This window comes from Pseudomonas sp. SWRI51 (genome assembly GCF_014268825.1).
Lineage (GTDB): Bacteria > Pseudomonadota > Gammaproteobacteria > Pseudomonadales > Pseudomonadaceae > Aquipseudomonas > Aquipseudomonas farsensis.
On sequence record NZ_JABWRG010000014.1, the window covers coordinates 1 to 24,690 of the forward strand.

24 protein-coding genes are annotated in these 24,690 nt (G+C 63.1%); 10 read left to right on the top strand and 14 right to left on the bottom strand.

What is annotated here, in order from left to right; all coding sequences use genetic code 11:
• Positions 1 to 155: 155 nt before the first annotated feature.
• The 8 genes from HU720_RS07150 to HU720_RS07185 form a co-directional block, all read right to left on the bottom strand.
• Positions 156 to 1,025: an aldose 1-epimerase gene (locus HU720_RS07150; protein ID WP_186518566.1), complete on the bottom strand. Its 870-nt coding sequence runs from the start codon at positions 1,023 to 1,025 to the stop codon at positions 156 to 158.
• Between the two features lie 23 nt (positions 1,026 to 1,048).
• On the bottom strand, positions 1,049 to 1,972 hold the full coding sequence (locus HU720_RS07155; protein ID WP_186518568.1) for a DMT family transporter: 924 nt from the start codon (positions 1,970 to 1,972) through the stop codon (positions 1,049 to 1,051).
• Between the two features lie 59 nt (positions 1,973 to 2,031).
• Positions 2,032 to 3,312 (bottom strand): TRAP transporter large permease, encoded by a 1,281-nt coding sequence (locus HU720_RS07160; protein WP_186518570.1) that lies wholly within the window; start codon positions 3,310 to 3,312, stop codon positions 2,032 to 2,034.
• A 1-nt stretch (position 3,313) separates the two neighbouring features.
• A complete protein-coding gene (locus tag HU720_RS07165; RefSeq protein WP_186518572.1) occupies positions 3,314 to 3,841 on the bottom strand; it encodes a TRAP transporter small permease in 528 nt (175 codons plus the stop codon).
• Between the two features lie 66 nt (positions 3,842 to 3,907).
• Positions 3,908 to 4,879: a TRAP transporter substrate-binding protein gene (locus tag HU720_RS07170; RefSeq protein WP_186518574.1), complete on the bottom strand. Its 972-nt coding sequence runs from the start codon at positions 4,877 to 4,879 to the stop codon at positions 3,908 to 3,910.
• Between the two features lie 62 nt (positions 4,880 to 4,941).
• Positions 4,942 to 5,823, bottom strand: coding sequence for an SMP-30/gluconolactonase/LRE family protein (locus HU720_RS07175; RefSeq protein ID WP_186518576.1), 882 nt, complete (start codon positions 5,821 to 5,823; stop codon positions 4,942 to 4,944).
• 24 nt (positions 5,824 to 5,847) lie between these two features.
• Positions 5,848 to 6,654: an NAD(P)-dependent oxidoreductase gene (locus HU720_RS07180; RefSeq protein WP_186518578.1), complete on the bottom strand. Its 807-nt coding sequence runs from the start codon at positions 6,652 to 6,654 to the stop codon at positions 5,848 to 5,850.
• A gap of 283 nt (positions 6,655 to 6,937) precedes the next feature.
• On the bottom strand, positions 6,938 to 8,176 hold the full coding sequence (locus HU720_RS07185; RefSeq protein WP_186518580.1) for an OprD family porin: 1,239 nt from the start codon (positions 8,174 to 8,176) through the stop codon (positions 6,938 to 6,940).
• 474 nt (positions 8,177 to 8,650) lie between these two features.
• Between HU720_RS07185 and hcnA the strand changes: the two genes are divergently transcribed.
• The 4 genes from hcnA to cfaB all read left to right on the top strand — a co-directional run bounded on the left by hcnA (position 8,651) and on the right by cfaB (position 12,914).
• Positions 8,651 to 8,965: a cyanide-forming glycine dehydrogenase subunit HcnA gene (hcnA, locus tag HU720_RS07190; RefSeq protein WP_186518582.1), complete on the top strand. Its 315-nt coding sequence runs from the start codon at positions 8,651 to 8,653 to the stop codon at positions 8,963 to 8,965.
• Positions 8,962 to 10,356, top strand: coding sequence for a cyanide-forming glycine dehydrogenase subunit HcnB (gene hcnB / locus HU720_RS07195; protein ID WP_186518583.1), 1,395 nt, complete (start codon positions 8,962 to 8,964; stop codon positions 10,354 to 10,356). The genes hcnA and hcnB overlap by 4 nt, the downstream gene beginning before the upstream one ends.
• Before the next feature lie 2 nt (positions 10,357 to 10,358).
• Positions 10,359 to 11,606 carry a cyanide-forming glycine dehydrogenase subunit HcnC gene (gene hcnC, locus HU720_RS07200; RefSeq protein ID WP_186518585.1) on the top strand — a complete coding sequence of 416 codons (1,248 nt, stop codon included), beginning with the start codon at positions 10,359 to 10,361 and terminating at the stop codon, positions 11,604 to 11,606.
• Between the two features lie 123 nt (positions 11,607 to 11,729).
• On the top strand, positions 11,730 to 12,914 hold the full coding sequence (gene cfaB, locus HU720_RS07205) for a C17 cyclopropane fatty acid synthase CfaB (protein ID WP_186518587.1): 1,185 nt from the start codon (positions 11,730 to 11,732) through the stop codon (positions 12,912 to 12,914).
• Between the two features lie 3 nt (positions 12,915 to 12,917).
• On the opposite strand, the gene cls is transcribed toward cfaB, so the two are convergent.
• A complete protein-coding gene (gene cls, locus HU720_RS07210; protein WP_186518589.1) occupies positions 12,918 to 14,357 on the bottom strand; it encodes a cardiolipin synthase in 1,440 nt (479 codons plus the stop codon).
• A 128-nt stretch (positions 14,358 to 14,485) separates the two neighbouring features.
• Here cls and HU720_RS07215 point away from each other — a divergent pair, with 128 nt between their 5' ends.
• Entirely contained in the window at positions 14,486 to 15,013 is a 528-nt protein-coding gene (locus HU720_RS07215; protein WP_186518591.1) for a DUF3617 domain-containing protein, read from the top strand.
• Here HU720_RS07215 and folE2 read toward each other — a convergent pair whose 3' ends face one another.
• On the bottom strand, positions 15,014 to 15,895 hold the full coding sequence (gene folE2, locus HU720_RS07220) for a GTP cyclohydrolase FolE2 (protein ID WP_186518593.1): 882 nt from the start codon (positions 15,893 to 15,895) through the stop codon (positions 15,014 to 15,016).
• A gap of 115 nt (positions 15,896 to 16,010) precedes the next feature.
• Between folE2 and zigA the strand changes: the two genes are divergently transcribed.
• The 3 genes from zigA (at position 16,011) to HU720_RS07235 (ending at position 18,874) form a co-directional block, all read left to right on the top strand.
• Entirely contained in the window at positions 16,011 to 17,219 is a 1,209-nt protein-coding gene (gene zigA / locus HU720_RS07225; RefSeq protein ID WP_186518595.1) for a zinc metallochaperone GTPase ZigA, read from the top strand.
• Entirely contained in the window at positions 17,216 to 17,836 is a 621-nt protein-coding gene (locus HU720_RS07230) for a DUF1826 domain-containing protein (RefSeq protein ID WP_186518597.1), read from the top strand. Before zigA ends, HU720_RS07230 begins: the two co-directional genes overlap by 4 nt.
• Positions 17,837 to 17,902: 66 nt before the next feature.
• Complete coding sequence (locus HU720_RS07235; RefSeq protein WP_186518599.1) at positions 17,903 to 18,874, top strand: CobW family GTP-binding protein; 972 nt, start codon at positions 17,903 to 17,905, stop codon at positions 18,872 to 18,874.
• 3 nt (positions 18,875 to 18,877) lie between these two features.
• Here the strand turns inward: HU720_RS07235 and HU720_RS07240 are convergent, their stop codons facing one another.
• Positions 18,878 to 19,270 carry a DUF3301 domain-containing protein gene (locus HU720_RS07240; protein WP_186518601.1) on the bottom strand — a complete coding sequence of 131 codons (393 nt, stop codon included), beginning with the start codon at positions 19,268 to 19,270 and terminating at the stop codon, positions 18,878 to 18,880.
• A gap of 117 nt (positions 19,271 to 19,387) precedes the next feature.
• Between HU720_RS07240 and pdxY the strand changes: the two genes are divergently transcribed.
• Complete coding sequence (pdxY, locus tag HU720_RS07245) at positions 19,388 to 20,260, top strand: pyridoxal kinase PdxY (protein WP_186518603.1); 873 nt, start codon at positions 19,388 to 19,390, stop codon at positions 20,258 to 20,260.
• Positions 20,261 to 20,414: 154 nt separating this feature from the next.
• Here pdxY and HU720_RS07250 read toward each other — a convergent pair whose 3' ends face one another.
• Positions 20,415 to 20,900: an acyl-CoA thioesterase gene (locus HU720_RS07250; RefSeq protein ID WP_186518605.1), complete on the bottom strand. Its 486-nt coding sequence runs from the start codon at positions 20,898 to 20,900 to the stop codon at positions 20,415 to 20,417.
• Between the two features lie 324 nt (positions 20,901 to 21,224).
• Here HU720_RS07250 and HU720_RS07255 point away from each other — a divergent pair, with 324 nt between their 5' ends.
• Positions 21,225 to 22,985 (top strand): cation:proton antiporter, encoded by a 1,761-nt coding sequence (locus HU720_RS07255; RefSeq protein ID WP_186518607.1) that lies wholly within the window; start codon positions 21,225 to 21,227, stop codon positions 22,983 to 22,985.
• A gap of 63 nt (positions 22,986 to 23,048) precedes the next feature.
• Here HU720_RS07255 and HU720_RS07260 read toward each other — a convergent pair whose 3' ends face one another.
• Together HU720_RS07260 and HU720_RS07265 are read right to left on the bottom strand one after the other, a co-directional pair.
• Positions 23,049 to 23,456: an SMI1/KNR4 family protein gene (locus tag HU720_RS07260; protein ID WP_186518609.1), complete on the bottom strand. Its 408-nt coding sequence runs from the start codon at positions 23,454 to 23,456 to the stop codon at positions 23,049 to 23,051.
• 114 nt (positions 23,457 to 23,570) lie between these two features.
• Positions 23,571 to 24,419: a Tim44 domain-containing protein gene (locus HU720_RS07265; protein WP_186518611.1), complete on the bottom strand. Its 849-nt coding sequence runs from the start codon at positions 24,417 to 24,419 to the stop codon at positions 23,571 to 23,573.
• Positions 24,420 to 24,690 lie beyond the last annotated feature (271 nt).

Sequence of the window (24,690 nt, forward strand, 5' to 3'; positions counted from 1 at the left end):
ATTCTGGAGGGTGCTCAGATCCTGGGGCTGCTTCGCAGCCCTTTCGCGGCACAAGGCCGCTCCTACACAATCAAAAGAGACTTGCCCGAAACCATAGAATCTCCCACGCTGCCCCAGTGCTCTGCGCACAGCGAAGCCCAAACACCGCTACCTGCTCACAGCGCCTGATACTGCATCCTGAACCCCAGGCTCATGACTTCACCTTGCTCTAACAAGCGCAGCCCCGGCCGCCCGGGCAAGTGATGCGCATTGACCGGGTGGCTGACCGGCTCGAAACAGAAGAAGTCCTTGCCCTGCGGGCAAAACAGCAAGAAGTGCTCGGCGCCTGTGGCGCTGCACGCCAGGCGGTAGCCAGCACTTGGCTGCTCGATAATGCAGCTGCCCGGCCAGCCGCCAAAGCCATGATCGACTACTCCGCTTGGCAGAGGCCCGAGCGCCTCGAAGTTCCAGTCTTGCGGCAGTGCCGCCTGGCGCGAAGGCAACTGCCCTTCGTCTGCCAGCCACACATGCTGCGCCGCCGCCTGCAGCCGAGTATCGGCATGGCGCGGGAAATAGGGGTGTAGCCCCAGCCCGTACCAGTTGGCGACGGGGTCTTGATGAGTGACCTGCAGGTCCAGTTGCAGGCAGCCGTCATGCAGTTCCACATCCAGCGTCGCGCGGTAGGCGAACGGCACTTTGCTGTCCAGGCTCAGGCGCGCCCGGCGCTGGCTGTGGTGCTCAACCTGCCAGGCCTGCAACCAGGCGCTGCCATGGATGGGGTAGACGTCATGGTCGGTATTGGGCGCCAGCGCCTGCCAACCATCGGGGCGGGCATAACCGCCTCCGGCGATGCGGTTGGACCAGGGAGCCAGCAGGTAGCAGCCCAGCCGCCGCGGCGTGCCGCTGGCGATTGCGGCTGCGTCGCTGTGGCGCAGCAGCGCCTGGCCGGTGGCCTTGACCTGCCAGTTGACCAGGCTGGCGCCGGTTGCGGGTGCCAGGCTCAGGCGGGTCAGGTGGTCTTGCAGGTGCAGTTCGGTCACGGCCAATTCAAGGCTCCTTTGAAGAGGGGTCAGTTGGCCCGGCGGTACGTCAGCAGCACGATGCCGCTCACCACCACGGCGCCGCCGAGCAGTTGCAGGTTGCCCAATTGCTGGCCCAGCAGCGCCCAGCCCAGCAGCAGGGTGGCGATGGGTTCGACATTCATCACCGGAGCGTTCTGCGCCATGTTCAGCCGTGGCACGCAGACGAACAGCAAGGTGAACGCCACGCCATACAACACCACGAGACTTGCCAGGGCGACCCAGCCGGTGCTGCTGCCCGGCAGTGACAACCCGGACGGCATCACGCCGCTGGCGCCCGCCACCAACATGCTGGAAAACACGATCAGCAAGGTCAGCAGGCTGCGCACCGGGCCGCGAACGCTGGCCAGCTTATGGTCGGTTATCCACAGGGCACAGGCGAACGCGCAGGCAGCGCCGAAGGCCAGGCTGACGCCCAGCGCCCAGTGCGGGTTGGCGTCACTGCTGGCGGCCAGGCGCCCAGGCACATCCAGTGCCAGCACCAGGCCGCACAGGATCAACCCCATGAACAGCACCGTGCGCCCGGTCGGGCGCGCGCCGCCCAGCGCCCAGGTGAGCAGCGCCAGCAGCATCGGGAAGGTGCTGCCCACCAGTAATGCCAGCGCCACCGGAATGCGCGCCACGGCCGAATACAGGCACAGGCTCTGGGTGGCGATCAGCAGGCCCAGCAGCAATTGCCAGCGCCGCGTGCCGCTGGGCAGGCCGATGCTCTGGCGCTGCCACAGCAGCAGGCCGGCGAGCACCAGGAAGGTAATGCCCGAGCGGCACAAAATGGCCAGCAGCACGCCGGTGCCGTCATCGAAGGCGATGCGGGCGGCGACGTGGTTGGCAGCGAAGGAACACGCCAGCAGCGCCAACAGGGCGATGGCCAGCTTGCGTGGGAAAAGGGCAGGAGCCAGGGAGGTTACAGCCATGTGCAGAGTCCATTTTGCAAAACAGCGCTTTGCTAGCTGTGTGTAGGAGCGGCGCGGGTTTAAAGTACGACGCTAGGCAGCCACAGCGAAATCGCCGGAATGTAGGTCACCGCCATCAGCACCAGGAACAACGCCAGATAAAACGGCAGCAACGCCTTCACCGTGGCTTCGATACTGACCTTGCCGATCGCCGAGCCGACAAACAGCACTGCACCCACGGGCGGTGTGATCAGCCCGATGCCCAGGTTCACCAGCATGATCATGCCGAAGTGCACCGGGTCCACGCCGATACCGGTAATCACCGGCAGCAGGATGGGCGTGAGAATCAGGATCAGCGGCGCCATGTCCATCACCGTGCCCAGCAACAACAGCATGAAGTTGATGCACATCAGGATCACATAGCGATTGTCCGACAGGGTCAGGAACGCCGTAGTGATTTTCGACGGGATCTGCATCAGCGTCATCACGTAGCCGAAGCTTGCGGCAAAGCCGATCAGGATCATCACGATGGAGATGGTACGCACCGTGCGGTGCATCAACTTGGGCAGGTCGCGCCACTTGTAGTCGCGGTAGATGAACATGGTCACGAAGAACGACCACACCACGGCCACGGCTGCCGATTCGGTTGCGGTGAACACCCCGGACAGAATGCCGCCCAGAATGATGACCATGGCCATCAGCCCCCACAGCGCTTCGCCGGCAATCTTCAGCGCCTGGCGCAGCGGGATTACCTCACCCTTGGGGTAGTTGCGCTTTTTCGCGAAGATCAGGCACAGGCCCATCATCACCGCGCTGAGCAGCAACCCCGGCATCACCCCGGCCATGAACAGCGAGGCAATCGACACCGTGCCGCCGGCCGCCAGCGAATACAGCACCGAGTTGTGGCTCGGCGGGGTCAGCAGCGCCTGCACCGAACCGCTGACGGTCACGGCAGTGGAGAACTCGCGCGGGTAGCCTTTGCGCTCCATCTCCGGGATCAGCACCGAGCCCACCGATGCAGTGTCGGCCACCGACGAGCCGGAAATGGCGCCAAAGAACGTCGAGGCCATGATATTGACCAGCGACAGCCCGCCCCGCACAAAGCCCACCAGCACCCCGGCGAAGGCCACCAGCCTGCGTGACATGCCGCCTTCGGCCATGATCGCGCCCGCCAGCACGAAGAACGGGATCGCCAGCAGCGAGAACTTGTTAACCCCGCTGGCCACCTGAATCATCATCGCTTGCAGCGGGATGTCGATCCACCAGGCGCCAATCAGCGCCGACAGGCCAAGGGCATAGGCCACTGGCATGCCGAGCAGAATCAGCAGGATAAAGCTGCCCAACAAAATGAATGCATCCATGTCAGGCCGCTCCTTCGCTTTCTTCGAAATGGTCGAAGCGCACGACCTTGCGCTGGCTCTGATCGCCCAGAAGCAGTTTTTCCACCACAAAAAACAGCGTCAGCACACCGCCAATCGGGATCGGCGCGTAGGTCATGCCCACGCGGATGCCTGGCAGCGACGCCAGCGACTGGTTCCAGGTGGTGATGCACAGCTTGGTGCCGTACCAGGTCATGAACACGCAGACCACGATCATCAGTACTTGCACCAGTACCGACAGCAGCCGGCGCGGGATGGGTGGCAGGCGGTCGGTGATCATCGCCACCGCCATGTGTGCCCCGGCGCGGTAGCTGGCGGCGGCGCCGACGAAGGTGAACACCACCATCAGCAGAATCGCCACCGGCTCTGGCCAACTGGAGCCGGTGCCCAGCACATAGCGGGCGAAGATGCCCCACGGGATGATCAACGACATGGTCAGGATCGACAGGCCGGCGATCCAGATGCAGCCGCGATACAGCGTGTCGTTCACGCTCAGAAACAGTGATTTCATTGGCATCACCAAAGCGGCAGGGCGACGGGCGCCGCACTGCCGGGTTTGTCTTGGAAGGGGCCGGCTTTACTGGACGGCGTCGATACGCTTCATCAGGTCGGCGTAAGGCGCGCCGTATTTCTCGCGCACCGAGGCAGTGGCGTCATAGAACGGCTTCTTGTCGACGGTGATGAACTCGACACCGGCCGCCTTGAGTTTCTCTTCGCTGGCGGCGGACTTGGCATCCCACAGGGCGCGCTCTTCCATCTGCGCTTCGCGGGCGACCTTTTTCACCAGGGTTTGCTGCTCGGGGGTGAGCTTGTCCCAGGTGGTCTTGGACATCACCACCGGCTCCGGCAGGATCAGGTGGCCGGTGAGGGTGTAGTACTTGGCGCTCTGGTAGTGGTTGTGCTCGAGCAGCGTCGGCGGGTTGTTCTCGGCGCCGTCGATAACGCCGGTCTGCAGGGCGCTGAAGATCTCGCCGGTGTCCATGGCGATGCCGTTGCCGCCCATGGCGTTCATCATGTCGATGAACAGCGGGTTGCCTTGCACGCGGATTTTCATGCCCTTGAGGTCTTCAAGGCGGCGTACCGGTTTTTTCGTGTAGATGCTGCGCGAGCCGCCATCCATCCAGGCCAGGGCCACCAGGTTGAATTCGGAATTGGTGATCTTGTCGAGGATCTCCTGGCCGATCTCGCCGTCGATGATCTTGCGCATGTGCTCGTGGTCGCGGAACACGAACGGCATGTTGAACACGTTCACATCCGGCACCACCGGGCCGACGATGCCCAGGCTGACGCGGGTCATCTGCACGGCGCCAATCTGCGTCTGCTCGATCACTTCCTTCTCCGAGCCCAGCACGCCGCCGGCGAACATCTTGAAGGTGATAGCGCCATTGCTGGCCTGTTCGAGTTTTTTGCCCATGTTCTGTTCGGCGACCACGGTCGGGTAGCCGGCCGGGTGGATTTCGGCGAACTTGATGTCCAGCGCCGAGGCCGGCATGGCCAGGCTGAAGGTCAGCGGGAGTACGGCAAGAAGCAGCTTGCGTTTGAAAGTCATGATGAAACTCCGTGTTTTTTATTATCCGGTTTCGTTCGTGCAAGTGTTGGATGCCAGGGCGTTCAGCCTTGCCAGGCAGGCTCCTCCAAGCCTCGGGTGCCAGGGTTTAGGGCGAATACCCCACCGGCCAGCGGCTGGTCGCTGAGGTCGGTGTTGGCGGGGCGGATCGAGGTCACGTAGAGGGTGTCGAGGTTGGCGCCCCCGAAGGCGCACATGGCCGGTTTTTTCACCGGCACGTCGAGCGAGCGGTCGAGGCGCCCGTCCGGGGTGAAGCGGTGAATCTGCCCGGCGTCGTTGCCGCAGATCCAGTAGCAGCCGTCCTGGTCGACGGCGGCGCCATCGGGGCGGCCGGGGTATTCGCGCATATCGACGAACAGGCGTTTGTTGTGCGGCGTGGCGGTATCAATGTCGTAGTCGAAGGCCCAGATCTGCTGCACCTGGGGGTGCGAGTCAGACAGGTACATGCGCCGGCCGTCCGGGCTGAAGGCCAGGCCGTTGGGCACGATCATGCCGTCCTGTTGCAGGTGCAGGCGGCCTTCGCCGTCATGCCGGTACAGCGCGCCCACTGGCGCACCTTGTTGCATGTCCATGAGCATGGTGCCGGCCCAGAAGCGGCCTTGGCGGTCGCAGCGGCCATCGTTGAAGCGCATGCCGGGCTGGGCATGGGCAACGCTGCTCAGCAGGTGGCTGGCGAGGCTGCCGTCGGCCTGGGGGCGTAGCTGGAAGATGCCGCTTTCCATGCCGGCCACCCAGCCATGGGCGCTGCGGGCGATGCAGGCGAGCATCTGCTCGCCTTGCCACACCTGGTGCAGGCCATCGGCCAGTTGCCAGCGGTGCAGCTGGCGCGCGGGGATATCGACCCAGTACAGGGCCTGTTCGAGCGGGTGCCACACCGGGCTTTCGCCGGTGCCATTACGGGCATCGAGGATCAGTTCGCAGTTCATCGCCAGGCCTTCTGCGGTGCAGGGTCAGTTGAACGGGCCGGCCGCCGCGAAGGCGCCGCCCTGGTAGACCATGCTCGGATCATCGGCGGCTGGCGCCGGCTTGGCTTCGACGGCCGCGCGGAACACCTCGGAGGTGTCCTTAGGCTGGTAGCCCAGGTGCTCGGCATGGCGGTTGTCCCACCACACGGTGCGGTTGTCGGAGGCGCCGTAGACGATGGTGTGGCCGACATTGGCGGTAAACAGCCCGCGCTGGATCAGTTGCACCAGGTCGTCGTAGCTCAGCCAGGTGCAGAGCATGCGGGGGTTTTGTGGCTCGGGGAACGATGAGCCAATGCGGATGCTCACGGTTTCGATGCCGTAGCGGTCGAAGTAGAAGCTGGCAAGGTCTTCGCCGTAGCACTTGGACAGCCCGTAGTAGCTGTCCGGGCGGCGTGGGGAGTGGGCGTCGATGCGCTCGTCCTGGCGGTAGAAGCCGATGGTGTGGTTGGAGCTGGCGAAGATGATGCGCTTGACGCCATGCTTGCGCGCGGCCTCGTAGACGTGGAACACGCCGCAGATATTCGGGCCGAGGATGGTTTCGAACGAGTGCTCGGTCGACACGCCGCCAAAGTGGATGATGGCGTCTACGCCTTCGACCAGCGCGTGCACCGCCGCTTTCTCGGCGAGGTCGCAGGTGACCACTTCTTCGTCGGCACCGCGTGGCGGGTCCATGGGGCTGATATCAGAAAGGCGCAGGACCTCGGCAACGTCGTGCAGACGTTCGCGAAGGACCTTGCCCAGGCCGCCTGCGGCTCCGGTGAGCAGCAGGCGTTTGAAGGGAGTAGGGGTCATGGCCGGCTCTTTTGTTAATTGTTGTAAGTTGTCGTATGACTGCGAAGATTATCGACAGTGCGTTTGCAGGTTGTCAACGGGGCATGGTGGGCAGGTGATCAACTGTCCTGTACCAGCCCGGCTGAAATATTCCGCCGATCTAATGTTCTGGGTTACCTGCCAGGGCCTCATCGCAGGCTGGCGCCAGCTCCCACAAGATCAAGAGCAACGCGGCCCCTGTGGGAGCTGGCGCCAGCCTGCGATGAGGCCAGGACAGGCTTATAAACAACCGTCGAATCGCCTGTTACAAAAGTGACAACGGGTAATTGAATATCAGCCGGTTCTCATCGAACTCGTTATTGTTGAAATCGCGGCGGATCGAAGAGTTGCGCCATTTCACGCTGAGGTCCTTGAACGCCCCACTCTGGATCACATACGCAAGCTCGGTCTCGCGCACCCATTCCTTGCCGTCAGTCACGCTGCCGATACGCACGTCTTCGCCGCTGATATAGCGGTTCATCAAGGTCAGCCCCGGCACGCCGACCGTGACGAAGTTGAAGTCATGGCGCACCTGCCATGAACGCTCCTCGGCCAAGTCGAAGCTTGAGTTGTAGCTGTCGTTGGCCAGGGTCCCGCCGCTGGTGCCGTTGACCCGCATCCAGGTGTCGCCGTTGACCCGCTGCAAGCCCACCCAGAAGGTGTGCCCGGCGTACTTGGCCGAGAACATGCCCGAGTAGGTCTTGTTGTCCAGCTTGCCGGCCCGCGCCGCGCCGTCGTCATCGCCATGGAAATAGCCAAGGTTGGCGCCCAGGGTCCAGTCACCCAGCGGCTGGCTATGGCTCAGTTGCAGGTACTGCTGTTGGTACACGTCCTTGAGCTCGGCATTCCACACGCCAACCAACGTGCGCTTTTCATTGAAGGTGTACTCGCCACCGACAAAGTTGAAGCGGTCCGAAAGCCCGCCGCCGTAGCTCATGTCTTCCATGCTCGCGTCGTTGCGCGGGCTGTTGCCACGGAACTGGCCGCCATACAGCGTCAGCCCGGCCAGCTCACTGGACGTCACCTGCCCGCCACGGAAAGTCTGCGGCAGCGAACGGCCGTCATCGGACCGCAGAATCGGCAGCACCGGCATCCATTCGCCGATCTTCAGCTCGGTCTTGGAAATCCGCGCCTTGCCCGCTACCGCCAGGCGCCCGTAGTCATCGGCCGGCCGGCCATCCTGGTGGCGTGGCAACAGCCCGGTGCCGTAGGTGCCGCCGCCGCCGTCGAGCTTGACCGACCAGAGCCCAAGCACATCTGCACCAAACCCCACCGGCCCCTCGGTAAACCCGGAGCGGGCATCGAGGATGAAGCTCTGCGTCCATTCCTCCGCCTTGCTCTGCGAGTTGGCGGGGTTGGTGAAGTTGCGGTTGATGTAGAAGTTGCGCAACCCGAGCGTGGCCTTGGCATCGTCGACGAAGCCTGCGGCGAGGCCGGTGGCTGGCAGGCCACCGAGGACGCTGGCGCCGAGCAGGGCGAAGGGAAGGGTCTGGCCGATTTTCATTATTGTTGTGCTCCCTGGGGGTGTAGCTGCCCGTCCCCCGTGCACGCGTTGGCGCCGGAAGTTGGGGCGGTGGATACCGGGCCCGGCATGGGCCTTGGGTGAAATTACGGTGAGCGGCGTCAGGTGCCCGAAGGGGGACACAACGGGTCGAAGAGGCGAGGGTTGCCGAGCAGGCGGTACGAGTGGCGTGCGAATGCAGTGCGGGATGTCGACATGAGGAGGTCCATTCTTTTGTTATTTTTGTTATCTGTTGTCGTACAACGTGGCGGATTATTATCAAGCGCTCAAGGGGCTGTCAACGGTGAGTTTGCATAGTCCTACGCCGCTTATCCGACTTTCCGCAACCTAGAGCCGCTGGTCGCTCTTCTATTATCGGAAACGCCTTACATGCCCGCTGACTGGCATGGATCAATGGCAGCAATCTGCGCTTGGCCTACTTTCTCGGACCTCACGTAAACCATGGATGAGAAAGTCATGACGACACTGCAGCGTTCACACGATATCCAACCCCTTGATCACCCGGATGTCACCTTGCAGCTCAATGGCCAACCGGTCGTTGCCGCTGCGGGTGAAACGGTGCTCAGCGTCCTCAGTGCGGTCGGCCTGCGCCAGGTGGCACGCAACGACCATGGCCAGGCCAGCGGCGCGTTCTGCGGCATGGGTGTTTGCCATTGCTGCCTGGTGCAGATCGACGGCCGGCCCAAGCGCCGGGCCTGTCAGACCGTGGTGCGCCCTGGGATGCAGGTGCAAACCCAGGTGAACGCGGTCGCCGGGGAGGGCCAGCCATGAGCTTGCGTCCTGTGATCGTTGGCGGTGGGTCGGCTGGCATGGGCGCCGCCATCGAATTCGCCGCACATGGCGTCGACAGCCTGCTGTTCGACGAAGCCTCGCGTGCAGGCGGTGTGGTGTATCGCGGCCCGCTGCGCGCGGGGGTGGACCTCGGTTACCTCGGCTCGCGCTACGCCAAGGCGCTGACCGCGTTGCATGAAGACTTTGCCGCCAGTGCCGAGCATATCGACCTGCGCCTGAACCACCGCGTGGTGGGCGGCGATGACCAGCGACTGATGGTGCTCGACGGCGACGAACGCCTGCACGAAATCGACTATAGCCACCTGGTGCTGGCCGCCGGCTGCCACGAGCGCAATGTGCCGTTCCCTGGCTGGACGCTGCCAGGGGTGATGCTGCTGGGCGGCTTGCAATTGCAGATCAAGAGCGGGGTAGTGAAGCCCTTGGGCAGCACCTTGATTGCGGGCACCGGGCCGCTGCTGCCGCTGGTCGCCTGCCAGCTGCACGCGGCGGGGGCCAAGGTGGCGGGCGTCTACGAGGCCTGCGCATTCAACCGCATCGCCCGCGAAAGCCTGGCACTGCTCAACAAGCCGCAGTTGTTTCTCGACGGCCTGAGCCTGCTGGCCTACATGAAGCTTAATGGCATCCCCATGCATTACGGTTGGGGCGTGGTCGGTGCCAGCGGGGACGATGAGCTGCGCGAAGTCAGTGTGGCGCCCTATACCGCTGACTGGAAGCCGGACATGACCCGCGTGCAGCGCGAACTGGTGCAAACCCTGGCGGTGGGCTACGGCTTCATTCCGCGCACCCAGCTCAGCCAGCAATTGGGCTTGGCCCACGGGTTCAGTGCCGACGGCTACCTGCGCGCCGAGTGCAATGTGTGGCAGCAAAGCAGCCGCCCAGAGGTCCACCTGGCGGGCGACATGGCCGGTATTCGGGGTGGCGAGGCGGCAATGCTCACCGGGCGTATCGCTGCGGTGTCGGTATTGCTGCAAATGGGCAAGCTGGACGCAGCGCAAGCCATCGAACTGCGTGAGCGCTACCTCGGCAAGCTGGCGGCGATCGGGCGCTTCCGTGCCGGCGTCGAGCGCTTCACCGCCCGTGGCGCTGCGCAAGTCGAACTGCCCCAGGCCGAGACGGTGATCTGCCGTTGCGAACACGTCACCCGCGAGCAGATCGACCTTGCCCTGGAGCAGGGCGTGCAGGACATGGCCAGCCTGAAGATGCGCACCCGCGTGAGCATGGGCGACTGCCAGGGCCGCATGTGCGTCGGCTACTGCAGCGACCGCCTGCGCACCGCCACCGGGCGCAAGGATGTGGGCTGGCTGCGGCCACGCTTCCCGATTGACCCGATTCCATTTTCTGCATTCGAACACTTGGGCACGGAGGCCTGAACATGGCTAAGCATTACGACATCATCATTGCCGGCGGCGGCGTGATCGGCGCCTCGTGCGCCTACCAGCTGTCCAAGCGCAAGAACCTGCGTATCGCGCTGATCGACAGCAAGCGCCCTGGCAACGCCACCCGCGCTTCGGCCGGCGGCCTATGGGCCATCGGCGAGTCGGTGGGGCTGGGCTGCGGGGTGATCTTCTTTCGCATGATGTCCTCGCGCAGCAAGCGCGAGGCCAATGGCGCGGCGGTGGTGGTCGATTCCAGCACGCCGCATATCCTGCCGCAGTGCTTCTTCGACTTTGCCTTGCAGTCCAACGCGCTTTATCCACAGCTGCACGAAGAGCTGATCGAGCGCCACGGGATGGACTTCAAGTTCGAGCACACCGGCCTCAAGTACATCATTCAGGACGAAGAGGACCAGCTGTACGCCCAGCACATCGTCAGTCATATTCCGCACCTGGCTGACCAGGTGCGCTGGCTCGACCAGGCGGCCTTGCGCGCAGCCGAGCCGGGCGTCACCGAGCATGCCCATGGCGCGCTGGAGTTTCTTTGCGATCACCAGGTCAGCCCGTATCGCCTGGGCGACGCCTTCATGGAAGCGGCGCGGCAGAATGGCGTCGACCTGTACCCCAACGTCAATGTGACTGGCGTGCTGCATCAGGGCGGGCGTATCAAAGGTGTGCAAACCGCGGAGGCTGGTGAGTTCCACTGCGAGACCTTGATCAACGCTGCCGGCGCCTGGGCGGCCGAGCTGAGTGAATGGGCCACCGGGCAGAGCATTCCGGTCAAGCCGGTGAAAGGGCAGATTGTGCTGACCGAGCGCCTGCCGCGCCTGCTCAATGGCTGTATCACCACCAGCGACTGCTACATGGCGCAGAAGGACAACGGCGAAATCCTGATTGGCAGCACCACCGAGGAGAAGGGCTTCGACGTCAGCAACACCTTCCCCGAGATCAACGGCCTGGTGCAAGGCGCTATCCGCTGCCTGCCGGAGCTGGCCAAGGTCAACCTCAAGCGCACCTGGGCGGGGTTGCGCCCAGGCTCGCCGGACGAGTTGCCGATTCTCGGGCCGGTGGACCACATCCACGGGTACTACAACGCCTGTGGGCATTTCCGCACCGGCATCCTGACGTCGGCCATCACCGGCGTGATGCTGGATAAAGTTATCCACAACGAACCGCTGCCGCTGGATATCACACCCTTCCTGGCGTCTCGTTTCGCAGAAGATCAACGCAAAGCCGCCATTGGCTGAGCCCGCGCTTGTGCGCACGGTGGGGGCTGCTCGACGGCCCCCGCTGTGTGAATGAACTACCCTGATGCGGTGACGTCGTTAACTGTAAGGCGACGTCCCGTCATCGATTGGGGAGGGTCATGAATGCTTGCGCAACTTCCACCCGCATTGCAGAGCCTGCACTTGCCGCTACGCGTGAAACTGTGGGACGGCAACCAGTTCGAACTGGGGCCAAACCCTCAGGTCACCATCGTGGTCAAGGAACCCCAGCTGATCGCACAGCTGACCCATCCGAACCTTGAACAGCTTGGTTCAGCCTTCGTCGAAGGCAAGCTGGAGCTTGAGGGTGATATCGGCGAGGTAATCCGCGTTTGTGATGAACTCAGCGACGCCTTGCTCAAGGATGAAGAAGATGTGCTGCCGGTGCGCTGCGCCCATGACAAACGCACCGACGCCGAGGCGATTTCCTACCATTACGACCTGTCCAACGACTTCTACCAGCTATGGCTGGACCCGGACATGGTCTACTCCTGCGCGTACTTCAAGGAGCCGGACAATACCCTGGCGCAAGCCCAGCAAGACAAGTTCGACCACCTGTGCCGCAAGCTGCGCCTGCAAGCCGACGACTATCTGCTGGATGTGGGCTGCGGCTGGGGCGGGCTGGCGCGGTTCGCCGCGCGCGAGTACGGGGCGAAGGTGTTCGGCATCACCCTGAGCAAGCAGCAACTGAAGCTGGCGCGCCAGCGGGTCAAGGAGGAAGGCCTGGCCGGCAAGGTCGAGTTGCAGATCCTCGATTACCGCGACTTGCCCCAGGACGGCCGTTTCGACAAGGCAGTCAGTGTCGGCATGTTCGAGCACGTTGGCCACGCCAACCTCGAACTGTACTGCCAACGCCTGTTCGCTGCGGTGCGTGAAGGTGGCGTGGTGATGAACCATGGCATCACTGCCAAGCATGTAGATGGCCGCCCGGTGGGGCGTGGTGCGGGCGACTTCATCGACCGCTATGTGTTCCCCCACGGCGAGCTGCCGCATATTTCGATGATCACAGCGCGCATCTGCGAAGCGGGGTTGGAGGTGGTGGACGTCGAAAGCCTGCGCCTGCACTACGCCAAGACCCTCAACCACTGGAGCGAAAACCTCGAGAACCAGCTACACCGCGCCGCCGCGCTGGTGCCGGAGAAAACCCTGCGTATCTGGCGCCTGTACCTGGCCGGGTGTGCCTACGCCTTCACCAAGGGCTGGATCAACCTGCACCAGATCCTTGCGGTAAAACCCTTTGCCGATGGCCACCATCAGCTGCCCTGGACGCGCGACGACATGTACCGCTGAAACTCACAGGATGGGTGAAATCAACCGTGCGATGCGCATGCCCAACTGCTGCAGGCGGTGGGTATCGCGGCTGTCTTCGGCGGTAATTTCCCGGGCCTGCTCGAAGTCCTCGGTGAGCATCTGTTCCACCTGGTCGGCAAACGCCCGGTCGACGGTGAGCAGGGTAATCTCGAAGTTCAGGCGGAACGAGCGGTTATCCAGGTTGGCACTGCCGATGGCGGTGATTTCATCGTCCACCAGCACCACTTTCTGGTGCAAAAAGCCCGGCTGATACCTGAACATGCGCACCCCCGCGCGTACTGCCTCGAAGGCGAACAGGCTGGAGGCGGCATAGACGATGCGGTGGTCGGGCCGCGACGGGATGAGGATGCGCACATCGACCCCGCGCAGCACGGCCAGGCGCAGGGCGGCGAAGATGGCTTCGTCGGGAATGAAGTACGGGCTGGTGATCCACACCCGCCGGGTGGCCGAATGGATCGCTTCCAGAAAGAACAGCGCACAGGTTTCCTGCGGGTCGGCCGGGCCACTGGCCAGTGCCTGGCACAGCACGCCGTCCTCGGGGTAGGTGTCGGGCAGAATCAGCGGGGGGAGCTGGCGCGTGGCCCAGTACCAGTCTTCGGCAAACGACTCCTGCAAGCAGGCCAGCACCGGGCCGCAGATCTGCACATGGGTATCGCGCCATGGCGACAGTTGCGGGTGCGCACCGAGGTATTCGTCACCCACGTTATGCCCACCCATGAAGCCCAGCACCCCGTCCACCACCACGATCTTGCGGTGGTTGCGGAAGTTGACCTGAAAGCGGTTGAACCAGCCACGGCGGGTGGCGAAGGCTTGGATCTCCACGCCACCGTCGCGCAGCGTCTGGCTGTAGCGCGCCGGCAAGGCATGGCTGCCGACGCGGTCATACAGCACGAACACCCGCACCCCTTCGGCGGCCTTGCGCAGCAACAGCTGCTGCAACTGCTGGCCGAGGTTGTCGTCGTGGATGATGAAGAATTGCACCAGTACCGTATCGCGGGCGCGTTCGATGGCGGCGAAAATGGCCGCGAAGGTGGCCTCGCCGTTGATCAGCAGCTTCACTTCGTTATTGGCCAGGCACGGCATGCGCCCAAGCTTGGGCAGTGCGCGCAGGGCGGCGTAGCTGTCGGACTCGCGCGCGGTAAGGGCCTCTTCCACCCAAGGCCGCCAGTTGAGGCTGGCCATGGCCACGTGCATTTCCTGGTTGGCCTGGCGCCGGGCCTGGATGTAGGCATAGAAAGAGCGTGCGCCGAACACCAGGTACGGGATCAGTGCCAGGTAAGGAATGAAGAACAGCGGCATGGCCCAGGCGATGGCGCCTTGGGCGGTGCGCACGGTAAACACGGCGTGCAGCGCGGCGACGATGCCGAGCAGGTGGATAACACCGAGCACGTAGCCGAAAAAGTAGGGGCTGTGGTAATCCATATGCATCCTGCTTGCCGTTGGCACCTGCCTAACAGACCACGTTCATGGGGTTGGCTGCAACCCGCAGGCATAATTGGCGTCTAACGGCACAGTCCGGCCAGAGCCGGTATTTCGAGGAGCACTGATCCATGAAGATTCGTCTGCCACTGCTTGCCCTGGCCCTGGGGTTGGGCAGCCCGCTGGTCCACGCGCAGATGCTGCAACCCGGCTTGTGGGAACTGACCACCAGCAACATGCAGGTCGATGGCAAGCCGCTACCCGACATGGAGTTCATGCTCGGCCAGATGAAAAACCTGCCGCCTGAGCAGCGCGCGATGATGGAAGGCGTGCTGGCTAAGCAAGGCATCAGCGTGGGCGGCAAGGGCGTGCGTTCGTGCCTGACGCCGGAGCAAGTGAAGACTGACGACATTCCGCTGCAGGACCCGCAATCCGGCTGCACGCAGAAAATCACCGAGCGCAACGGCAATGTCTGGAAGTTCGAGTTCAGCTGCCCTAAAGCTCAAGGCCAAGGCCAGGCAACCTTCCTCAGCGACCGCGAGTTCCTGACCAAGGTGAACGGCACCTTCAATGCTTCTGGGGTGCAACAGCAAGGCAGCATGGATACCCGCGCTGTTTGGCTGGGCAACGACTGCGGTACGGTAAAACCCCGCAGCTGATCACCACCGCCAGTGGCTGGCGGCTACCGCGTCGTGGGCATGCAGGCTTTCTGCATGTTCCACGCGCAATTTGAACGCCGCGATGCCCGGCATCTGGCGTAGCGCCCGGTGCAAGCGCCGCGCCGCATCCTCACAGAACATCAGGTTTTGCCCGTTAGCCAAGGCGAAGGCCTGTTCGTCTGCGCGCTTCACAGCGGTTTGCACCGCAGTGCCCAAGGCCGCTTCGGCGCGGTCGATAAAGGCTTTGATGTCCAGCTCACCTTCGCCTAACCGCACCTGCAAACGGGCAAGGCTACGCTGGCTATGCGGGGTGGCGACCACGCCGTTGCTGGTGCCGAGCCAGTCGCGCACGCTTTGCCGGCCCAGCTGCTGCCCCGGGAAGTCGCTGTCGAACTGTGCCTGAATCAGCTGGCGCGCTAGTGCAGCCGAGCACGGGCAGGTGGATGAATAGGCGATATCCACTGAGTGTTCCACGTGGAACATGCCGTTTTCCAAGCGCGCATTCACCGCGATTGGGTAGTGCTTCCAGCCTGCCAGCGGGCTGATCAGTGCTGGGCGCTTGAGTAGATGGTCGAACCGCAATTGCAGGTAGGCGCGGTTGGACAGGCCTTGGTGGCTGCCCAGAAATTGCTCCAGCACCCCCCGCAGCACTGGCCTGCTCAACGGCTGTCGCTCCAAGGCTTCCAACGCGAGGTAAAGCCGCGACATGTGAATGCCGCGAGCCGTGCCGTCGTCCAGGCTTACCCCGGCATCAGCCCGTGCACTCAAGCAATGGCCCTCCACCACGATTGGCAGTGCAATGCCGCACATGCCGACCCAATCCAGTGGCTGAGATTGATCGCTGCTCTGCGCGGCGACATCGGGAAGGGCCAGGCTAGTCATGGTTTGTTTCCTTGGAGGCGACCGTTGGTGAAGCTGGGTTGGCGAAAGTGTATTGTTATACTATAACATTGTGCAAACGCATCGCTTCGAATGCGCCTGCCCGATGAGGTTCGTCATGCCCAACCGTCTTCCTGTCACCGTGCTGTCCGGTTTTCTCGGCGCCGGCAAAAGCACCTTGCTCAACCATGTGCTGCGCAACCGCGAAGATCTGCGGGTTGCGGTGATCGTCAACGACATGAGTGAAATCAACATCGATGCCAGCGAGGTGCAGCGCAACGTCAGCCTGAACCGCGCCGAGGAAAAACTGGTAGAGATGAGCAATGGCTGCATTTGCTGCACCCTGCGCGAGGACCTGCTCGAAGAGGTGGCGCGGCTGGCCGCAGAAGGCCGCTTCGACTACCTGCTGATCGAGTCCACCGGCATCGCCGAGCCGCTGCCGGTGGCCGAAACCTTTACCTTTCGCGATGAACAAGGCCGCAGCCTTTCCGATATGGCGCGGCTCGACACCATGGTCACGGTGGTCGACGGGCTGAACTTCATGCACGATTACCAGGCCGCCGACAGCCTGGCCAGCCGTGGCGAGAGCCTGGGTGAGGATGACGAGCGTTCGATCAGCGACCTGCTGATCGAACAGGTCGAGTTCGCCGACGTGCTGCTGCTGAGCAAGATCGACATGATCAGCCAGCACGAGCGCGAGGAACTGACGGCTATCCTGCGCAGCCTCAACGCCCGTGCGCAAATCGTGCCGATGGTAATGGGCGAAGTAGCGCTGTCGCGCATCCTCGATACCGGGCTGTTCGACTTTGACCAGGCGTCGCAAGCGCCGGGCTGGCTGCAGGAGCTGCGCGGCGAACACGTGCCCGAGACCGAAGAGTACGGCATCGCCGCCAGCACCTGGCAGGCGCGCCGGCCCCTGCACCCGCAGCGCTTCTACGACTTTATCAACAGGCCGTGGAGCAACGGCCGGTTGCTGCGTTCCAAAGGGTTCTTCTGGCTGGCCAGCAAGTACGAGGAGGCGGGCAGTTGGTCCCAGGCTGGCGGCATGATGCGCCATGGCATGGCCGGGCGCTGGTGGCGGTTCGTTCCCCGCGAGCACTGGCCACAGGACGAAGAAAGCACCGCTGCCATCCTCAAGCAGTGGGCGGTCGAGACCGGCGATTGCCGCCAGGAGCTGGTATTCATCGGGCAGAACATCGACTTCGCCAAGTTATCCACAGAGCTGGACGCGTGCCTGTTGACCGAAGCAGAAATGGCGTTGAGCCCGCAAGCCTGGCGCGAACTGCCTGACCCGTTCGGCCCGTGGTTCGAAGAGGTGGCTGCATGACGGCTGTGGATATCTCCCACGTCTTCGGCCCTTCGCCGCAGGTAATGACCGATATCCTGCGTGATGGCGTCAACCTGGCGGTGTGGCAGCGGCAGTTGCCCGTTCAGGTGCAGGACTTTTCCGCGTTGGTGCTCAGCCTGGGCCACACCTTTGCCGACGAACGGGTTATCGAGGTAGACGAGCAGCAGCCACCGCAACTGCCCGGCCTGCTGCGCGAGGCGGCGGAACTGCATGGCTATGAGAGCTTCGTCGCCGATGTGGCTTGGCTGATATCCGCCTACATCTGCCTGGTCGGGGCGCGCCGGGTGGGGCTGCGGCTGCGCGTGCTCGATGGCGCGATGTGCCCGCGTTTTCACGTCGACCATGTACCGCTGCGGTTGCTCAGCACCTACAGCGGGGCAGGCAGTGAATGGCTGGAAGAGGGTGCGATTGATCGCCAGCACTTGGCCAGCCAACTGCCGCCTGTGGATAACATAAGGCAGCTGGTGCCGGGTGATGTGGCGCTGCTCAAAGGCGAGAAATGGCAGGGCAACGAAGGTGCAGGCGTTGTCCACAGGTCGCCGCAAACCCCAGCCGGCGAGCGGCGCTTGCTGCTGAGCCTGGACTGGCTGGCATGAAGCGCGGTCACCCATAGGCATTGGCGCGGGGTAGACTGGCGCCAAACCTGAGGCGAAACCAAGGCCATGCTGCAGAACATCCCCACCCATGTCATCGCCGGCCCGTTGGGCGCTGGCAAGACCAGCCTGATCCGCCAGCTGTTTGCACAACGGCCAGCGGGTGAGCGTTGGGCTGTGCTGGTGAATGAGTTCGGGCAGATCGGCCTGGACGCAGCCCTCATGGCGCAAGGCGATGACGGCATCGCCATTGGCGAAGTCGCGGGTGGCTGCCTGTGCTGCGTCAACGGCATGCCATTCCAAGTGGGCCTGGGCCGACTGCTGCGCAAGGCACGCCCTGACCGCGTGTTCATCGAGCCATCCGGGCTCGGCCATCCGCACCAGCTGTTGATGCAACTGGCGCAGGCGCCTTGGGCCGGTGTGCTGGCTGTGCAGCCGCTGCTGATGGTGCTCGATGCCCAGGCTCTGGCCAGGGGTGAGCCGCTGCCCGATGCGCAGCAGGCTGCATTGCCCGCCTGTGCGTTGCTGGTGTTCAACAAGTCGCGTGCCGTGAATGAGCACAGCCGCCTGTTGATAACCCACAAGTTCGCCGACGTTGCGGCCTACTGGACCGAAAATGGTGAGCTGCCGCTGGGTCTGGTGCCGGGCTTCTCCACAGGTGCAAGTCGCTCGCCAGGTGCGGAAAATCCGCCTGTGGACAACCTGCAAGGCAGTATGCCGGCCCTGTGGACAGATGTTGACCAGCCGATCTGCCAGGCACAGCTAGGTGAAGGCGGTTGGAGTGTGGGTTGGCGCTGGCACCCCAGTCAGCGCTTCGATGCACAGTTGCTGCGTGATGCCTTGAATAAGTGGCCGTGGCAGCGGGCCAAAGGGGTTATCCACAGCGGTGACGGTTGGCAGTCGTTCAATGCCGTGCCCAGCAGCGACGCCCTCTGGCAACCCAGCGAATGGCGGCAGGACTCCCGGCTTGAGCTTATCTTCGCCGAGCAGCAGCCATTGCCGGTTTTACAGGCGGCATTGGCTGCCTGCCGTTTGGGCTGATGTTCAATTGCCCCAGCGGTTGTGCTCCTGGCGCCACTGCTGCATCTCGATCACATTGCCGGTGCGCGGCGGGGTCTTGATCTCGAACGGGTAGGGGGCCAGTTCGATCTGCATGGTGTGGGCGCCAAACTGGGTCACGGTACCTGGGTGGCGCTGCTCACCGGTCACGGTGAACTCGAAGTTGTAGATGCGCGCCAGGCGCTTGCGGCCATTGGCATCGCGCACAAAGCCGATGCGCTTGAGCGCCACGGCATCGTCGAGCAGTTCGAGGTCGAGCTTGGCGCAATGCTGCTTGACCCGCGCCAGGGCCTTTTCACGCAGCCCATGGTTGTGCCACAGCCAGGCGCCTGCGGCCGCCACCAGCATCAGGACGAAAAGGTTTTCCAGGGTCAGCATTTGCGTTAGCTCCAGACAGGTCGATCCAGCTTAACTGCGTCTCTGGCCTGTCGTACAGGTGGCATTCGGGTTCATACTGCGGCCCGCCTATTTGTTCACAGTTTCGGAATTATCTGCATGAAACGTACACCGCACCTGCTCGCCATCCAGTCCCACGTCGTCTTCGGGCACGCCGGCAACAGCGCCGCGGTGTTTCCCATGCAGCGGGTCGGGGTCAATGTCTGGCCGCTCAACACCGTGCAATTCTCCAACCACACTCAGTATGGACAGTGGGCGGGCGAAGTGCTTGCTCCGGCGCAAATTCCTGCGTTGGTGGAAGGCATTTGCAACATCGGCGAATTGGGCAACTGTGATGCGGTGCTGTCGGGCTACCTGGGCAGCGCCGAACAGGGCCGGGCGATTCTTGCCGGGGTGGCGCGCATCAAGGCGGCCAACCCCAAGGCGCTGTACTTGTGTGACCCGGTGATGGGCCACGCCGAGAAGGGCTGCATCGTGCCGGCTGAAGTAGGCACGTTCCTGCTCGATGAAGCGGCAGCGCAGGCCGACATTCTGTGCCCCAACCAGCTTGAGCTGGACAGCTTCTGCGGGCGCCGTGCGCAGTCGCTGCAAGACTGCGTGGCCATGGCCCGCAGCCTGCTGGCCCGCGGGCCGCAGGTGGTGCTGGTGAAACACCTGAACTACCCCGGCCGCGCCGACGACAGTTTTGAAATGCTGCTGGTGACGGGCGAAGGCAGCTGGCACCTGCGCCGCCCATTGTTGGCCTTCCCGCGCCAGCCGGTGGGCGTTGGCGACCTGACTTCAGGCCTGTTCCTGGCGCGCGTGCTGCTGGGCGACGACTGGCTGCAAGCGTTCGAGTTCACCGCCGCGGCTGTGCACGAGGTACTGCTGGAAACCCAGGCCTGCACCAGCTACGAGCTACAACTGGTGCGGGCCCAGGACCGCATCGCCCACCCGCGCGTGCGCTTCGAGGCGCAGCGCCTGGCGATCTGAAAAACCTCACAATCGACGCGGTCTCTTGTAGGAGCGGCCTTGTGCCGCGAAAGGGGCGCGTAGCGGCCCCAGCGATTCTGCATGATGCGCAGCTACTGGGGCTGCTGCGCAGCCCTTTCGCGACACAAGGCCGCTCCTACAGTGGGTAGTCCGCTCAGATCGAGTCGGTCTTCAGGTTCTGGTAGCGCTGCTCCAGTTCCTGGCGGATCTGGCGGCGCTGCTGGCCCTGCAAGAAGCGCCGTTTCTCTTCGCTGTTGAGCGGCTGGCGCGGTGGCACCGGGACCGGGCGGCGGTTGTCGTCCACCGCAACCATGGTGAAGAAGCAGCTGTTGGAATGGCGCACCGAGCGCTCGCGGATGTTCTCGGTCACCACCTTGATACCCACCTCCATCGAGGTGTTACCGGTGTAGTTGACCGAGGCCAGGAAGGTCACCAACTCACCCACATGCACAGGCTCGCGGAAAATGACCTGGTCCACGGACAAGGTCACGACATAGCTGCCGGCATAACGGCTGGCGCACGCATAGGCCACTTCGTCCAGGTACTTGAGCAGGGTGCCGCCGTGTACGTTGCCAGAGAAGTTGGCCATGTCCGGGGTCATCAGGACGGTCATCGACAACTGGGCGTTTCCAGGTTCCATAGAGAGCTCACGGTGAAATTGCGCTGAAACGGGGCTGGTATCTGCTGACACTTCTGGTTCCCCTCTTTGAGGTTGCCCATCCTGGTACGGGACGTCGGCTGACGCTCCATCGTCACGCTGACCCTGCCGTCTACGCTGTGCAGACGGCGGATCTGTTTCCGCATATTGCACAGGCGATGTGCGGTCAGGCGCGATGTTAACCTGACAAAGCCCACGCAACGTGGGCTTTTCCACTTATCACTACAGTATGTGTCTGCTTCATGCGCCAGCGTTTCTGGCCGAGGAGTGGTCGGTCCGTGCATCGAGACAAGGAGTATTCACGCCATGCATGCCATAAGTTTCATCCAGGATCTGGCCGTGATAATGCTGGTCGCCGGCGTGGTGACCATCCTTTTTCATCGTCTCAAGCAGCCCGTGGTACTGGGCTACATCGTTGCCGGGTTCATTATCGGCCCGCACACGCCGCCCTTTGGCCTGATCCACGATGAAGACACTATCAAGACCCTCGCCGAGCTGGGGGTGATCTTCCTGATGTTCTGCCTGGGCCTGGAATTCAGCCTGCGCAAGCTGTTCAAGGTGGGGGCCACGGCCTTCATCGCCGCCTTCCTCGAAATCGTGCTGATGATCTGGATCGGCTTCGAGATCGGCCGCTGGTTCGGCTGGAATACCATGGACTCGCTGTTCCTCGGCGCTATCCTGGCGATTTCCTCGACCACCATCATCGTCAAGGCGCTCAACGACCTGAAGATGAAAAACGAGCGCTTCGCGCAGTTGATTTTCGGCGTGCTGATCGTCGAGGACATCCTCGGCATCGGCATCATCGCGCTGCTATCGGGCATCGCGGTCAGTGGCACGGTCAGCTCGGGCGAAGTGTTCTCCACCGTCGGCAAGCTGTCGCTGTTCATGATCGTCGCGTTGGTCATCGGCATCCTGCTGGTGCCGCGCCTGTTGGCCTATGTGGCCAAGTTTGAAAGTAACGAGATGCTGCTGATCACTGTGCTGGGGCTATGTTTCGGCTTCTGCCTGCTGGTGGTCAAGCTGGAATACAGCATGGTGCTGGGCGCCTTCCTGATTGGCGCAATCATGGCCGAATCGCGCCAGTTGCTGAAAATCGAGCGCCTGATCGAACCCGTTCGCGACCTGTTCAGCGCGATTTTCTTCGTCGCCATCGGCCTGATGCTCGACCCGAGCATTCTGGTCGAATATGCCTGGCCGATCGTGGTCATCACCTTTGCGGTGGTGCTGGGCAAGATGCTCTCGTGCGGCATGGGCGCGTTCATTGCCGGTAATGACGGGCGCACTTCGCTGCGCGTGGGCATGGGCCTTTCACAGATTGGCGAATTTTCCTTCATCATCGCCGCGTTGGGCATGACCCTGCAGGTCACCAGCGACTTCCTGTACCCGGTGGCGGTGGCCGTGTCGGTCATCACCACGCTGCTCACGCCCTACTTGATACGCGCCGCCGACCCGCTGTCGATCAGCCTGGGCAAGGTGGTGCCAAGCCGCCTGTCGCGTGTCTTGTCGCTTTACGGCGAATGGCTGCGCAGTATTCAGCCCCAAGGTGAGGGCGCCATGCTGGCGGCGATGATCCGGCGCATTTTGTTGCAGGTGGGCGTCAACCTGGCGCTGGTGATCGCGATCTTCTTCAGCGGCGGTTATTTTGCCGAGCGTATCGGCTTGCAACTGAGCGAGTGGTTGGGTGATGTCGGCCAGCAGAAGGCGATGATCTGGGGTGCGGCCTTGCTGCTGTCGCTGCCGTTCCTGATTGCGGCGTATCGCAAGCTCAAGGCGCTGTCGATGCTGTTGGCAGAGATGGGCGTCAAGCCGGAAATGGCGGGGCGGCATACGCAGCGGGTTCGGCGTGTAGTGGCCGAAGTGATCCCGTTGATCTCGCTGCTGGTGATCTTCCTGCTGCTGTCGGCGCTTTCGGCCAGCATTCTGCCAACCAGCGAACTGCTGCTGGTGATCGTGGTGGTAGCGGCGGGGGTGGTGGCGGTGCTGTGGCGCTGGTTCATCCGCGTTCATACGCGCATGCAGATTGCCCTGCTGGAAACACTGGAGAACAGCCGCGACCATACGCACTGAGCAAACGCGTCGCCAGGCCGTTGAAGCCTGGCGACGGCATTGTGCGGACGGCCTTGGGGGTGTTCAGCTTTCCAGCCAGACATCCCGCGCCCAGTGCCACACCGATTCCCAAGTCTCTTCGGTGACGATTTCTTCCTCGCCCGACCACAGCACCACGGTGCCGTCTTCTTCGACGCAGTAGTAGTCCTCGCCGTCCTGGCAGATCGGGATCAGCTCGCGCGGTACACCGCTGTCCCAGGCGTTGGACGCCACATCCGGCAGGTAGGTGTGCGACTGCGGGTCGGTCACGGTCACCGGTTCCAGGCTGCCATAGACCACATCGCTGACGGTGAGCAGGTATTCCTTGAACACGAAGGGGATGTTGATGAACAGCTGTTCTTCGATCTCGACCAGTTGGTCCTCGTCGGGCAGCTCCAGCGGTACAGGCACCGGTTCGTTCGCTTCACGGAGTTGTTCAATCACTTCTTCCACGGTTCACATCCTCTAGCCTTGATGACAACGCTGCGCGTTATACCCTAGTAGCCGACTCTGGCAAAAGCAAAAACCCCGGGACAGGCCCGGGGTTCTATGGACAACGTGCCGCAGTCAAGCGTTCTGGCGGATACCAGCCAGCAGCCAAGGCTGGTTTTCGCCCTGTGCGCGTTCCATGTGCCAGCTTTCGCTGAACACTTCGCCTTGGTCGAAGCGCGAGGTTTTCGACACGCCACGGAAGGTGAGGGTAGCGATGGTCTTGTCGGCGCGGTCGTCGACACCTTCAAGCTGCACGTCGAGGTCATCGATGTAGGTGGACTGGAAGCCATCACCTTGGTCAGCGCGCTCGCGTTTCAGGAAGTCGAGCATCTGCGGGGTGACGAACTCGGCAATCTTGTCCATTTCGTTGGCATCCCAGTGCTGCTGCAGCGACTGGAAGTGCGAACGGGCAGCGGCCAGGAAGCTGGCTTCGTTGAACCAGGCCGGGGCGTTGATAGCCGGCGCCGCGGCTTGCGAAGAGGAGCCGCCGAAGATCGACTGCGGTGCTGCTTGCGGCTGCACTTCACGCTGGTACGGGGCGTGGCCGGCGGCGGCGTGTTGCGGCTGCTGCTGGCGACGGCGCGCGGCGATGAAGCGGAACACCAGGAAGGCGATCAGGCCGATGATCAGGAAGTCGAAGATCTGCATGCCCTGGAAGCCGTCGCCCATGAACATGGAGGCCAGCAGGCCACCGGCGGCGATGCCAGCCAGCGGGCCGAGCCAGCGCGAAGCACCACTGGCAGCGGCCGGAGCGCGGCCAGGCGCGGTTGGCGCGGCGGCAGGCGTGGACGGAGCGGCCTGGCGGGTCTGGTGCATAGGCGCTGCGCCCGAGCTCTTGCCACCGCCGAAGCGCTTGGCGTTGGCGTCGAGGCTCAGCGTCAGGCCGACGCAGAGCGCCAAGGCGATGCTAAGAAAACGTTGCATAGTTGGGGTTTCCCATTTTGTGAATTGCACGCGCGTCATGGTGCACATGAAGGTGCAGACAAGGCCAGCAACAACATGTTTCGGATTTTTGCCTAAACGGCGTAGGGAATTTCTGCATCACAAGCGCCTCGGCCGGCGTAGGAGCGGCCTTGGGTCGCGAAGGGCTGCGTAGCGGCCCCAGGATCTCGGCCTCATGCAAAATCGCCGGGGCTGCAGAGCAGCCCATTCGCGGCACAAGGCCGCTCCTACCCTGGGCGGAGCAAAACCCTGT